Source organism: Aliirhizobium smilacinae, from assembly GCF_006335145.1.
In the GTDB taxonomy this organism is placed as follows: Bacteria; Pseudomonadota; Alphaproteobacteria; order Rhizobiales; family Rhizobiaceae; genus Neorhizobium; species Neorhizobium smilacinae.
Genome location: NZ_VDMN01000007.1, coordinates 272,365 through 284,221, shown reverse-complemented (window position 1 = coordinate 284,221; position 11,857 = coordinate 272,365). Strand labels below are relative to the sequence as shown.

12 protein-coding genes are annotated in these 11,857 nt (G+C 59.3%); 8 read left to right on the top strand and 4 right to left on the bottom strand.

Annotated features, from left to right (window positions below; genetic code table 11):
- The first annotated feature begins 31 nt into the window (after positions 1–31).
- Positions 32–1,123, top strand: a complete 1,092-nt coding sequence (locus FHP24_RS24615; RefSeq protein WP_139678883.1) for a response regulator — start codon at positions 32–34, stop codon at positions 1,121–1,123.
- 7 nt (positions 1,124–1,130) lie between these two features.
- Here FHP24_RS24615 and FHP24_RS24610 read toward each other — a convergent pair whose 3' ends face one another.
- Positions 1,131–1,445 carry a helix-turn-helix domain-containing protein gene (locus tag FHP24_RS24610; protein ID WP_139678882.1) on the bottom strand — a complete coding sequence of 105 codons (315 nt, stop codon included), beginning with the start codon at positions 1,443–1,445 and terminating at the stop codon, positions 1,131–1,133.
- Between the two features lie 61 nt (positions 1,446–1,506).
- On the opposite strand from FHP24_RS24610, the gene FHP24_RS24605 reads away from it, so the two are divergent.
- From FHP24_RS24605 to FHP24_RS24575, 7 genes are all read left to right on the top strand, one after another.
- Positions 1,507–4,449, top strand: coding sequence for a monovalent cation/H+ antiporter subunit A (locus FHP24_RS24605; protein ID WP_139678881.1), 2,943 nt, complete (start codon positions 1,507–1,509; stop codon positions 4,447–4,449).
- Complete coding sequence (locus FHP24_RS24600; protein ID WP_139678880.1) at positions 4,449–4,787, top strand: Na+/H+ antiporter subunit C; 339 nt, start codon at positions 4,449–4,451, stop codon at positions 4,785–4,787. The genes FHP24_RS24605 and FHP24_RS24600 overlap by 1 nt, the downstream gene beginning before the upstream one ends.
- Positions 4,784–6,406, top strand: coding sequence for a monovalent cation/H+ antiporter subunit D (locus FHP24_RS24595; RefSeq protein WP_139678879.1), 1,623 nt, complete (start codon positions 4,784–4,786; stop codon positions 6,404–6,406). Before FHP24_RS24600 ends, FHP24_RS24595 begins: the two co-directional genes overlap by 4 nt.
- Entirely contained in the window at positions 6,406–6,882 is a 477-nt protein-coding gene (locus tag FHP24_RS24590) for a Na+/H+ antiporter subunit E (protein ID WP_139678878.1), read from the top strand. Before FHP24_RS24595 ends, FHP24_RS24590 begins: the two co-directional genes overlap by 1 nt.
- Positions 6,879–7,160: a K+/H+ antiporter subunit F gene (locus tag FHP24_RS24585; protein WP_139678877.1), complete on the top strand. Its 282-nt coding sequence runs from the start codon at positions 6,879–6,881 to the stop codon at positions 7,158–7,160. The genes FHP24_RS24590 and FHP24_RS24585 overlap by 4 nt, the downstream gene beginning before the upstream one ends.
- Positions 7,157–7,552 carry a monovalent cation/H(+) antiporter subunit G gene (mnhG, locus tag FHP24_RS24580; protein WP_139678876.1) on the top strand — a complete coding sequence of 132 codons (396 nt, stop codon included), beginning with the start codon at positions 7,157–7,159 and terminating at the stop codon, positions 7,550–7,552. The genes FHP24_RS24585 and mnhG overlap by 4 nt, the downstream gene beginning before the upstream one ends.
- 418 nt (positions 7,553–7,970) lie before the next feature.
- Entirely contained in the window at positions 7,971–9,371 is a 1,401-nt protein-coding gene (locus FHP24_RS24575; protein ID WP_139678875.1) for a hypothetical protein, read from the top strand.
- Positions 9,372–9,441: 70 nt separating this feature from the next.
- Here the strand turns inward: FHP24_RS24575 and FHP24_RS24570 are convergent, their stop codons facing one another.
- From FHP24_RS24570 to FHP24_RS24560, 3 genes are all read right to left on the bottom strand, one after another.
- Positions 9,442–9,678, bottom strand: a complete 237-nt coding sequence (locus tag FHP24_RS24570) for a hypothetical protein (protein ID WP_139678874.1) — start codon at positions 9,676–9,678, stop codon at positions 9,442–9,444.
- 333 nt (positions 9,679–10,011) lie between these two features.
- Complete coding sequence (locus FHP24_RS24565; protein ID WP_139678873.1) at positions 10,012–10,971, bottom strand: siderophore-interacting protein; 960 nt, start codon at positions 10,969–10,971, stop codon at positions 10,012–10,014.
- A 101-nt stretch (positions 10,972–11,072) separates the two neighbouring features.
- Entirely contained in the window at positions 11,073–11,855 is a 783-nt protein-coding gene (locus FHP24_RS24560; RefSeq protein WP_139678872.1) for a FadR/GntR family transcriptional regulator, read from the bottom strand.
- Positions 11,856–11,857 lie beyond the last annotated feature (2 nt).

Genomic DNA, 11,857 nt, shown 5'->3' with positions numbered 1-11,857 from the left:
GGCGTGGGGCTCAGCTTGAAAGGAGATCTTGATGTTCAATTTGGCCATTGTCGAAGATGAGGAACTGGAACGGCGCGCCCTGCGCTCGATCATCGAGCGAAATGCGCATGACATAAAAATCGTCGGCGAGGCCAAAAACGGGGCGGAAGCGGTCAAGCTGCTCGAAAGCGAGCGTATCGATGTGATGCTGCTCGATATCAAGATTCCGCGCCCCAATGGCCTCGAACTGCTGCAGATGGTGCGGGAGCGGCATCTCGCGACGAAGGTGCTGATCGTCACGGCTTATGATTATTTCGACATCATGCAGGCTGCTATCCAATACAAGGCCGACGGTTTTCTGCTGAAACCGGTGCGAACCGACGCATTGCTCGAGGGCGTTCGCGATTGCCTTGCCTTGTCTGCTCCTGAAAAGGCAGGACCTAGCCTGCGGCTGGTCCCGACAATCGATACCGAGGAGGAAGAGGATAGCGGCCCCAGCATGGCCGACAGGATCCGGGCGCTGGTCGAAGGGCGCGCATATCGTGACTGCCTGCGTCTGGTGCGGACACGGCTGGAAAACATCTATGCGCATAAGGACGTGGCGCCGCGCCACGAAGTGCTCGATCTTGCCGAAATCCTGACCGATCTTCTTAAGGAAACGGGCCGCAAGCTGACAGCGCCTATGGCCCGGCAAGTCGAGGAGCTGGAAAACCAGCGCCTCGATGCGCGTAGCCAGTACAAGGTGCAGGAACTGTTGTGTCAGATCACCGACGCGCTGTTCGATCCGGGACAGGAACACGGCGGGTCAGCGGGAGAGCGGATCGAAACCGTTCTCCATTTCATCGAGCGCAATCTTTCCAAAGGCGTGACGCTGGAGGATGCGGCGGATTTCGCGCATGTCAGCCCGTGTTATCTCAGCCGACTGTTCCGCAAGAAAATGAACACGACCTTCATTTCCTACCTCAAGGGGCAGCGGATCGAGCGCGCCAAGTCACTCTTACAAAACAGCGATCTGCCGATCACCAACGTCTCGCTGGATCTTTCCTACGCGGACGCGAACTATTTCTGCAAGGCGTTCAAGAAGGAGGTCGGCATTTCGCCGACCGAATACAGACATCAGTTCCAGAAGATCCGGGTCGGATGACCGGATGTCATTCGGCGGGTTTGTTCTTGTCCTTGGGGCAAATGCCAATGCAGTCGTCTTCGACGGCAACGAATGCCAGTCCGCCTTCCTCAAACGCCCGCCGAAGCTGCGCTTCCGTCGAGCGGTGAACCTCGTGGCGGTCGCCTTCGTAATCCCTGATCGTGCTGCGGGACACGCCGGAGCGATCCGCCAGATCGCCTTGCGTCCAGTCGAGGAAGCCGCGGCCTGCGCGACAGAGCGCCGGTGACAAAATCTTTCCCTGATCCGGTTGACCCATTGTTCCAAAATGCCCATATTGGTCAGAATCAATCATATATGGCAGTTTGATCCGATTGGCTAGTGGGGCATCCCATTACATGATAGAGGTCTGAAATGCCTTGGAAATGAAGGGATGGGACATTGGGATAACGCTTGCGCCGCAATTTCTTCTTCTGCTGCTGGCCTTGCCGTTTATCGGAAGTATCCTTTCCGTTCTGCTCCTGAACACGGCATCGACTGTCCTGCCGTCGCGGCTTGCTTCTCTGGTCGCCGCCTTTTGCCTGATCATCACCGTTCTGGCCTATCCGCAGGTGACCGATGGTAATGTCTTTCGCTACCATCTGGAATGGATCCCTCAGCTTGGTCTGAACTTTTCGCTGCGTCTGGATGGTTTCGCCTGGATGTTTTGCGTGCTGATCACCGGGATCGGCCTGCTCGTGACGGTCTATGCCCGTTATTACATGTCCGAGGACGACCCCGTCCCGCGGTTCTTCTCCTTTTTCCTGGCATTCATGGGGGCAATGCTCGGCATCGTTCTCTCGGGCAATGTCATCCTGCTTTCGATCTTCTGGGAGTTGACGAGTATCTCGTCCTTCCTGCTGATCAGCTACTGGAACAATTCCGCCGCGGCGCGCGATGGCGCCCGTATGGCTCTGACGATCACCGGTATCGGCGGTTTCTGCCTGCTGATCGGCCTGCTTCTCATCGGCAATATCGTCGGCAGCTATGATCTCGACAAAATCCTGGCGTCGGGCGATCTCATTCGCGGCCACTCGCTCTACGTTCCGGCGCTGATCTTCATCCTTCTCGGCGCGCTGACCAAGAGTGCCCAGTTCCCGTTCCATTTCTGGCTGCCGAATGCGATGGCGGCGCCGACGCCGGTCTCGGCCTATCTGCATTCGGCGACAATGGTGAAGGCCGGGGTCTTCTTGCTGGCCCGCTTCTCGCCGGCGCTTTCGGGAACCTATGAATGGTTCTTCATCCTGGGGGCGGCCGGCATTCTCACGCTTCTGATCGGCGCCTTTTTCGCGATCTTCCAGCAGGACCTCAAAGGTCTGCTTGCCTATTCGACGATCAGCCATCTCGGGCTGATCACCACGCTTCTCAGCCTCGGAAGTCCGCTTGCCACGGTGGCGGCGATCTTCCACATGCTGAACCATGCGACCTTCAAGGCGTCGCTGTTCATGGCAGCCGGCATCATCGATCATGAGACCGGAACGCGTGACATGCGACGATTAAGCGGGCTTTTCCGCTATCTGCCCTATACCGCGACACTTGCCATGGTGGCGAGTGCGGCGATGGCGGGCGTACCTCTGCTCAACGGCTTCCTGTCGAAGGAAATGTTCTTCGCCGAGGCGATCGAGACGCATGCGGATTCGGTACTCGACATTATCCTGCCTTATGTCGCCACGCTTGCCGGTGCGTTCAGCGTCGCCTATTCGCTGCGCTTCATCCATACCGTCTTTTTCGGCCCGTCGCCGACCAATCTGCCGAAGGACACGCCGCATGAGCCGACGCGCTGGATGCGCTTTCCGATCGAGCTGCTCGTCGTCATCTGCCTGATCGTCGGCATCGCGCCGGCCTTCTCTGTCGGTCCGTTCCTTCATACGGCGGTGGTCAGCGTCCTCGGCACGGATACGCCGGAATACAGTCTTTCGATCTGGCACGGCTTCAACCTGCCGCTGGTCATGAGCCTGATCGCGCTTGTTGGCGGAAGTGCGCTCTATTTCGTGCTTCGCCACTATCTGGCGACCTGCGAGGACGGTCCACCGCTGCTACGCCGGCTGAAGGGCCAGCGTATCTTCGAGCGTATCCTCGTCGAGGTTTCGTGGCGCTGGGCCCGTTCGGCCGAACAGCGGATCGGCACCCGCAATCTGCAGCCGCAATTGCGCTGGGTGGTCGTGACAGGCTTCCTCGCGGGTCTCCTGCCACTCTGGCTCTCCGGCTTCGAGCCGCGCACCTTCGTATTCTCGGGCGTCGACAAGGTGTTTGCCGGCATCTGGCTGATCGGCATCTGCCTTGCGCTCGGCACGGCCTTTCTCGCCAAGTACCATCGGCTTGCGGCGCTGATCATGCTCGGCGGCATCGGCCTTATCGTCTGCATCACCTTCGTCTGGCTCTCGGCGCCGGATCTTGCGATTACCCAGCTTTTGGTCGAGATCGTCACCACCGTTCTTATCCTGCTCGGGTTACGCTGGCTGCCGAAGCGGACGGAGAAGATGGATGAATCGGTGACGTTCCGTGCCCGCTTCCGGCGTTTCCGCGATCTCTTGATCGCGATCATCTGCGGTGTCGGCATGACTTTTATCGCCTATGCCGTGATGACCATGCCGGTGCCGGATGCCATCGCCACCTACTTCCTGGAAAACGCCTATACGGAAGGTGGCGGCCGCAACGTCGTCAACGTCATTCTCGTCGATTTCCGCGGTTTCGACACGCTCGGTGAAATCACTGTTCTTGGCATCGTGGCACTGACTGTCTTTGCCCTGCTGCGCCGTTTCCGTCCGGCGCCCGACACGATGGTCATGCCCGAGCAGCAACGGATCCAGAACCGCTTCGACGAGGAGCGGCCGGAGCGCAATGCGGGCGATACGGTGCGTGACTATCTGCTGGTGCCGTCGGTGATCATGCAATGGATGTTCCCGGTCATCATCACCTTCGCGGTCTATATCTTCATGCGCGGGCATGATCTGCCGGGCGGCGGGTTCTCGGCCGGACTGACGCTTTCGATCGCATTCCTGCTGCAATATCTGGCTGGCGGTACCCGCTGGGCGGAGGATCGTATTCGCATCCTGCCGCTCTGGTGGATGGGTCTCGGGCTTCTGATCTCGACCCTGACCGGTGTCGGCGCCTGGTTCCTCGGTTATCCGTTCCTGACGTCGCATTCGCAATATCTGACGCTACCGCTGATCGGCAAAGTGCCGGCTGCGACGGCGCTGCTCTTCGATCTCGGCGTCTTCCTGCTGGTGGTGGGATCGACGGTGCTGATCCTTGTTGCCCTGGCTCACCAGTCCATCCGCATCACCCGCCTTCGCACGATCGAAGCCGACAAGACGAAGGAGAGCTAATGGAAATCATCCTTTCCATCGCCATCGGCGTCATGACCAGCTGCGGCGTGTGGCTCATCCTGCGTCCGCGCACCTACCAGGTCATCATCGGGCTTTCACTGCTCTCCTATGCGGTGAACCTGTTCATCTTCGGTGTCGGCGGCGTGAAGACGAACGTTCCGCCGATCCTGAGCGAAGGCGGGGTTGACGGCGTTCTGGCCGATCCGGTGCCGCAGGCGCTGGTGCTCACCGCGATCGTCATCGGATTTGCGACGACGGCGCTGTTCCTCGTCGTGTTGCTCGCCTCGCGCGGCCTGACCGGCACAGACCATGTGGACGGCAGGGGGGACAAGCGATGAACGGCTGGTCGCACCATCTGATCGTCGCGCCGATCCTGATCCCGCTCGCGGCCGCGGCGATCCTGCTGTTCATCGATGAGCGGCAGCGCGTGGCAAAGGCGATGGTAAGCCTTGCCTCAACGCTTCTGCTGATCACCGTCGCCTTCATTCTGTTTCGTATCGAAAGCGGCCCGAACGGTTATGAGGGCGTCTATCTGCTCGGTAACTGGGCCGCTCCGTTCGGCGTCGTTCTCGTGCTCGACGGACTGTCGGCCCTGATGCTGCTGCTGACGGCGTCTGTCGCCGTTGCGGCCCTCGTCTATTCGCTGGCGCGCTGGCACGCGATGGGCTCACATTTCCACTCGATGTTCCAGCTGCTGCTGATGGGCGTTAATGGGGCTTTCCTGACGGGCGACCTGTTCAATCTCTTCGTGTTTTTCGAAGTGATGCTGGCGGCATCCTACGGTCTTCTGCTGCACGGTTCGGGCCAGCTGCGCGTCAAGGCCGGCCTGCACTACATTGCAGTCAACCTCGCGGCGGCACTTCTTTTCCTGATCGGCGTCAGCCTGATCTACGGCACGGCCGGTACGCTGAACATGGCGGATCTTGCTGCCCGCATCCCGGAAATGGAAGCGGATCGCCGGATGCTGATGGAAGCCGGTGCCGGCGTGCTCGGCATCGCCTTTCTTATCAAGGCAGGCATGTGGCCGCTCTGCTTCTGGCTGCCCACCGCCTATAGCGCTGCTGCGGCGCCGGTCGCCGGCATCTTCGCCATTCTCAGCAAGCTCGGCATCTATATCATCCTGCGGCTCACGACGCTGCTGTTCGACAGCGGGCCTTCCGCCGGCTTCGGATCCACCGTGTTGCTTTATGGTGGTATGGCAACGCTGATCTTCGGGACGATCGGGGTGCTTGCATCGCAGGCGCTCGGCAGGCTTGCCGGCTTTTCGGTGCTGATCTCGTCCGGCACGCTGCTGATGGTGATCGGTATCAACGACGGTGCGGTCTCGTCCGGGGCGCTGCTTTATCTGGTCAGCTCGACGCTGACGATCAGCGCCTTCTTCATGCTGATCGAGCTTGTCGAGCGCAGCCAGGACGCCGGCGCCAACGTTCTTGCCGTCACCATGGAAGCTTATGGCGATGCGGACGAAGACGAGCCGGAAGAAGGGGATGGCGTGACCATGCCCGGTACGCTGGCTATTCTCGGTACGTGTTTTGCCATGTGCGGCCTTCTTCTCTCGGGCCTGCCGCCCTTGTCCGGATTCATTGCCAAATTCGCCATGCTGTCTGCGATGATGGGCACCGGGGCTATTGGCGTGCCGCCGACAGTTGCCGTCTGGGTTCTGATCGTGCTTGTCATCCTGTCGGGCGTCGCAGCCCTCATCTCGATGACACGCGTCGGGATCCGGACATTCTGGACCTCGCTCGAAGGCACGGTTCCGCGCGTTCTCGTCATCGAGATCGTGCCCGTCATGTTCCTTCTGGGTCTGACGCTGTTGCTGACGGTGCAGGCAAATTCGGCGATCCAGTACATGGACACGACCATCCGCACCCTCAACACTCCGAGCATCTATATCGATGCGGTTCGGAATGCGACGATCGTGCCGGGTGTCGATAGCGATGCCGGGGAGGGCAACTGATGCTTCCCTATCCGATCCTGACGATCTCATTGACACTGATGTGGATGCTGCTGAACGGCTTCACGCTCGGGCATCTGATCCTCGGTGCGCTGGTTGCGGTATTCGCTTCCTGGGCCATGGCGTCGTTGAGACCGGACAAACCGAAGCTGAATAAATGGTATCTTCTGCCCAAACTGTTCTTCATCGTGCTCTATGACGTTGCCCTCTCGAATATTGCGGTTGCCTGGCTGATCGTCCGGGGACGGGCAAAGGGACGGAAGGCAGGTTTCCTGACGATTCCGCTCGAGATCAAGGATCGCACCGCTCTGGCGCTTCTGGCGATCATTCTGACAAGCACGCCCGGATCGGTCTGGTTGGAATATGATTCCTACGATGGTTCCATCCTCATGCACGTGCTCGATCTGGAAGAGGAAGAGCAGTGGGTCGCGACGATCAAGAACCGTTACGAGAAGCTGTTGATGGAGATATTCGCATGAGTGCCGTCATCATCTATACTGCGGTCGCAATTTCCCAATTCATGTTGGTTGTCGCCATGGCGATCGCCGCAATCCGAATGTTTCGCGGGCCACGAGCGCAGGACCGCATCATCGGTCTCGATACGATCTATATCAACGCGATGCTGCTGCTCGTAACATTCGGCATCGGCACAGGCCGTGTGATCTATTTCGAGGCGGCGCTGGTAATCGGGCTTCTCGGATTCGTTTCGACCGTGGCGCTGGCTAAATTCCTGATGCGCGGGGAGGTGATCGAATGATCTATCCTGCCGCAGACCTCCCGCTTTCCGTAGCACTTGCCGTAGCCTTCTTTCTGCTGGTCGGTGCTGCACTCGCCCTGATCGGTGCCATCGGCTTCCTGCGTCTGCCAACCTTCTACGAGCGGCTTCATGCGCCGGCGCTCGGCACCAGCTGGGGGATCGGCGGGATAATGCTGGCCTCGATGATCTATTTCACCGTGTCGTCTTCGCGGCTGGTCATCCATGAGATCCTGATCGGCATCTTTGTAACCGTGACGACACCGATCACCTTCATGCTGCTGGCACGCGCAGCGCTGCATCGGGACCGCACGGCACGGCGTGACGGAGTGCCCAGAAAATATGTCGGCCCGGAAGAGCGTCCAAACCCGGAAGATGTTTCTGACGCGTCTTGACTTGCCGCCGCAGTTCGCGCGCTTGCGAACTAAGCATGTCCGCCATCACTTGCCGCGGCATCACGCTCGATGGGTTCCCCCAGGTTCGCTTCGCTTTAAGCGGCACGACTTTGATGTCGTTGCCTCAAAAAACAACAGAGAGACGATCTGCCGCATTGAGTGGCAATTCGAAGTTGTGTGTATAGGCGAACTGCCCGCCTGAAACAAAGAATATTGCGTCGCAGCAGGTGTTTGACACTCTGAGAATGCTGGACTTTGATTCCGTTATGTTGCAATGCAGCAATTAGGTAATCCGTCCTGTAGCCAGGGTGTTACCGTCTTGCAGCAGGTTATTTGATACCCCCAATTCCCTTTTTAGATCTCTCGCCGTTTCGGACATGAGCGTCGGGATCGCAGCTTTTCCCGGAGTTTTCTGTCCATGAGCAAGGTTGCCGCAGCCGCCATGCTGCCAAAGCCGCAGGTTGTCAGCGTGGCGGATGTGCTCACTTTGGCTGGCGCGTTTCTGTTCGTCCTTGCAAATGTGACATCCGGTTCCGTCTGGCTGCTCAGAACCGCCGCCGCGTTTGCCACACTGGCGGTGTTGTCGGACTGGAGGCGGCTGGCAATGATCGCAAAGACGTTCGTGACGGCCGGCTTTGTTCTCTGCGCAACATCGGAATTTCTGCTTACCACTGAGAAGGCCGCGATCGTCGAGCGTGCGCTTTATCAGGGCGTCGGTTTCTCTTCGTTCCTGTCCGTGCTCGGCATGCTGCGTTATGCAGTCGGCCGGTCGGAAATCATCAGGAATGCGGCAGAATATCTGATGAGCATGCCTGGCCGCAGGCGCTACCAGGCGGTCAAGGTCGGCAGCCATCTGCTCAGCCTGCTTTTCAATATCGGCATCATATCGCTGCTCGGCCAGATGGTGGCAAAGGCGACCGAAGGGCAGGATCGTCAAGGCGAGCGTCGTTCGATCCTGCTGGCTGCCATGCGCGGCACGGTGCTGATGACGATATGGTCGCCTCTTGGCGTCGGATTTGCCATCATCACGCAGTCGATCCCGAACCTTGCTCCGACGGCTTTCGTTGTCGCCGCCTTCGCAACAGCCGTTGCCCTGATCCTGGTGACGACGATATTTCATACCGAGACCACTGGCCAGACGGACTATGCGGGTAACGCGGAAGACCGGGAAGTGCCATCTGTCGGGCCGCTTGCGATAACGCTCTGTGCCTGTTTTGGCCTGTTCGGCGGCACGCTGGCCATTCATGCTGCGATAGATGTGAGCCCGCTCGTCGCTTCGCTGATCCTTCTACCGCTTTTTGCACTGGGCTCGATCGTTTACGAACAGCGCGTGCCGCTTTCAGGCTTCGGCCACGAAATCAAAGGCATGGTCGGCAATATGTCGGTCATGCGAACCGAAAGCGCGATCTATCTGTCGGCCAGCGTCATCGGGGCGACGGCGGTGGTTTTCCTCGATGGCCGCGGCGATTTTCTGGAAAATCTCAACCAGCTGCCGCCGTCGGTTCTGGCGAGCCTATGTATCGTGGCGATTGCGGGGAGTGCGGTTCTTTTCGTGCCGCATTCGATCGTGGTGGTTTTTCTTGCCCAACTGTTCGGGGCTGCAGCCTTCGGTAATGCTCATCCGATGTTGCTGGCGCTTGCGCTTTCGCTTGGCTGGGCGGCGGGTATCGCCCTGTCACCGATCAGCGCAATGACGATCACCATGGCGCGTCTGACATCCACTTCGGCGACGACGATCGTGCTCAGATGGAACGGCGCTTTCGCGCTGACCGTGATGGCCAGCTCGCTGCTTCTGGTGCTGGCCGTTTCATTCTTCTGATTTTTTCGAAAACTTCCGCCGGGGCGGGAGATTTCGGTGGTCGAGACGTCAAGGCCTTCGGCCTGACGGCTTAGGCTTCGCGATCGGCAAGCTGCTGTTCGATGAGTTCGCGGGCCAGTTCGTGCGTGCCCTCTTCATCATCGCCGGCGACTTCGCTGATCTTGTCCATCGCAGAGAGATAAACCTCTTTTTCCTCGTCCACAGTCAGAACGCCTTTTTCGACCAATGTGTCGATCAAGGACGAAAGAATTGCCGTCGAAGAAATAGTGATCGCCTCAGACATCAGTCTGGCGGATTCATAAGTCATGCCCGCACCTCAATTATTCGACTACGAAGTTCACACTAAAGAGCGTCCGCGACATTGCTATGATGTCTGCTGATGGAAGCATCAGCACGGTAATCGCTCTTATTTCTTGAAAAGTGCTCATTTTTTCGAATTTGAGCAAGCGCGAATGCCAAGCGAGGTTACGCGGTAAGGTTAATTCGATGATTTCATAGGCTTAAGGGTATTAGAATACCTTAATATACCGTTAATTTTGTGGGGCATGCAGGGGCTCCGCGCGCCGCCGACATGTATAGGCAAAGCTGTTGAGCCAATGCTGAACTACCTTCGGTAGAGGTGGAAAGCTGCCGTTTCCAATTAACTCCAGTAGGCCGCGGCGATGAAATCGCGCTTCTGCAAGCCTTGGCCGGTCAGATATGTGCGGGCCGCGCGGGCTTGATCGGCATGTCCGGCAAACCATACATGGGCGCCATCGCCAAGTTCAAGAGCCTGCAGCGCTGGCATCAGATCTGCAACGCCTGACACCCTGTCATCGGCGGCAAGCTCGCAGAGATCGTCGCGGCGCGCCCGGACGAATGCCCGGACCTCGCCTTTCGCCTCCTGGAGCATGCGGATGATCGCCGGCAGGGCGGTCTCGTCGCCAAACAGGAAAAGGTTCTGGCTATCGGGGCACCCGCCGCCGCCAGGCCCGATGATGCCGATCGTCCTGTCGGTCGGATCTTCCGCGACCCAGGCGGATGTCGGGCTGCCTTGGTGTTCGAAGATGTCGAACTCGATCCAGTCCTGGCCATGGGCGACGGTGGTGTAGACGGGCCTGTGCAGGGCGTCGTCGCCCTCCGGCCAGACGGTGCGGCCGGATGCGGCGATGCGTGGCCAGCAGGGCGGGCGGCCTCGGCGAGGAATGAGAAGGCGGAAATGGTAGTTGCCCGCTCCGAAGCGTTCCGCATCATGTCCTTCCAGACGTACGCGGGTGAAGCCCGGCGAGCGTTTGGTCACCGAGGCCACCTGCATCAGCGACATGCCGGGCGCCAGCGCGCCTTCGGCCACTTCATCCCATTTCGGGCAGAGCAGGCATTCCTCGAAAAGCTCGGTCAGGCTGCCCTGTAATGTCTGCAGCAGGCGCTGCTCGGGCGAGGAGATCTCGATCGTCACCCCGGTTTCGTCCGGATAGAGCGTTGCCTTGGAATTCCAGACATGGAAGCAGAAACCGGCGGCCTCCTGCGTCAGCGGCACTTCCCATTCGGCGGCACGTTTTTTCAGCGCATCGATTGCTGCGCCGTTGTCACGGGTAATGCGGCCTCGGGTCTGGTGGAGCATGGGGCGGTCCGGAATATCTGTGTTCTTGCCGGACTAAGATCATTCATGACTTATGAAGTCAACTATTGCTGTCGCAAGCTCCGCTCGACACGATGTGGTGCTCAGTTGTTGTCGACGGTGACGGCATGGCGGACATCGACTGCGTTGCGATCGACGCCGCGGAGCGAAGCGCGGATACGGCTCTTGCCGATCTCGATTACATGCCGCATCGCCGACATCGCCTTGGCCGGATCGCGCGAAGCGATGGCGTGGACGATCCGCAGGTGATTTGTCGCCACCTCGTCGATCGTTTCAGGCGAAGCGGCAGGCGATGACAGCTGGAAGGAAATTGCAAGCGCTGCCTCGATCAGCGCGCTTGCCGAGCGCATGAAAGGGTTGCCGGACATACGGGCAATGGCGAGATGAAATTCGAGATCCACCTGGGCGACCGTTTCCGGCGTATGGTTGAGATTGTCGAATTTGGCGGCGATCGTATAGAGCGCGACGATATCGTCGCTTGTGGCACGGGCTGCCGCTGCCGAGGCTGCGGCAGGTTCAAGCGCCAGACGGATTTCGGCCAGGTGTTCGATGAATTCGAAATCCAGCCCGGCTTCGAAGCGCCAGCCAAGTACATCCGAATCAAAGAAATTCCAGCTTTCGCGGGGCAGCACGCGGGTGCCAACCTTGGCCTTGGCCTCGATCAGCCGTTTGGCGGACAGCGTCTTCATTGCCTCGCGCAGCACCGTGCGTGATACGCCGAAACGGCCCGAAAGCTCGGCATCTCCGGGCAGAAGAGAGCCTTCTGGGATCTTGCCGGAGACGATACCGCGCCCGAGCTCGGCCACCACATGGGCGTGGTTGCCGCGCCGCTTCCGGCCGCTGATGGTCGTTTCCAGGAGACCCAAAA

Excerpts from the sequence above, each read along its gene's own strand:
- FHP24_RS24615 (WP_139678883.1), top strand. The coding sequence starts at position 32 with ATGTTCAATTTGGCCATTGTCGAAGATGAGGAACTGGAACGGCGCGCC.
- FHP24_RS24605 (WP_139678881.1), top strand. The coding sequence starts at position 1,507 with ATGAAGGGATGGGACATTGGGATAACGCTTGCGCCGCAATTTCTTCTT.
- FHP24_RS24600 (WP_139678880.1), top strand. The coding sequence starts at position 4,449 with ATGGAAATCATCCTTTCCATCGCCATCGGCGTCATGACCAGCTGCGGC.
- FHP24_RS24595 (WP_139678879.1), top strand. The coding sequence starts at position 4,784 with ATGAACGGCTGGTCGCACCATCTGATCGTCGCGCCGATCCTGATCCCG.
- FHP24_RS24590 (WP_139678878.1), top strand. The coding sequence starts at position 6,406 with ATGCTTCCCTATCCGATCCTGACGATCTCATTGACACTGATGTGGATG.
- FHP24_RS24585 (WP_139678877.1), top strand. The coding sequence starts at position 6,879 with ATGAGTGCCGTCATCATCTATACTGCGGTCGCAATTTCCCAATTCATG.
- mnhG (WP_139678876.1), top strand. The coding sequence starts at position 7,157 with ATGATCTATCCTGCCGCAGACCTCCCGCTTTCCGTAGCACTTGCCGTA.
- FHP24_RS24575 (WP_139678875.1), top strand. The coding sequence starts at position 7,971 with ATGAGCAAGGTTGCCGCAGCCGCCATGCTGCCAAAGCCGCAGGTTGTC.
- FHP24_RS24570 (WP_139678874.1), bottom strand. The coding sequence starts at position 9,678 with ATGACTTATGAATCCGCCAGACTGATGTCTGAGGCGATCACTATTTCT.
- FHP24_RS24565 (WP_139678873.1), bottom strand. The coding sequence starts at position 10,971 with ATGCTCCACCAGACCCGAGGCCGCATTACCCGTGACAACGGCGCAGCA.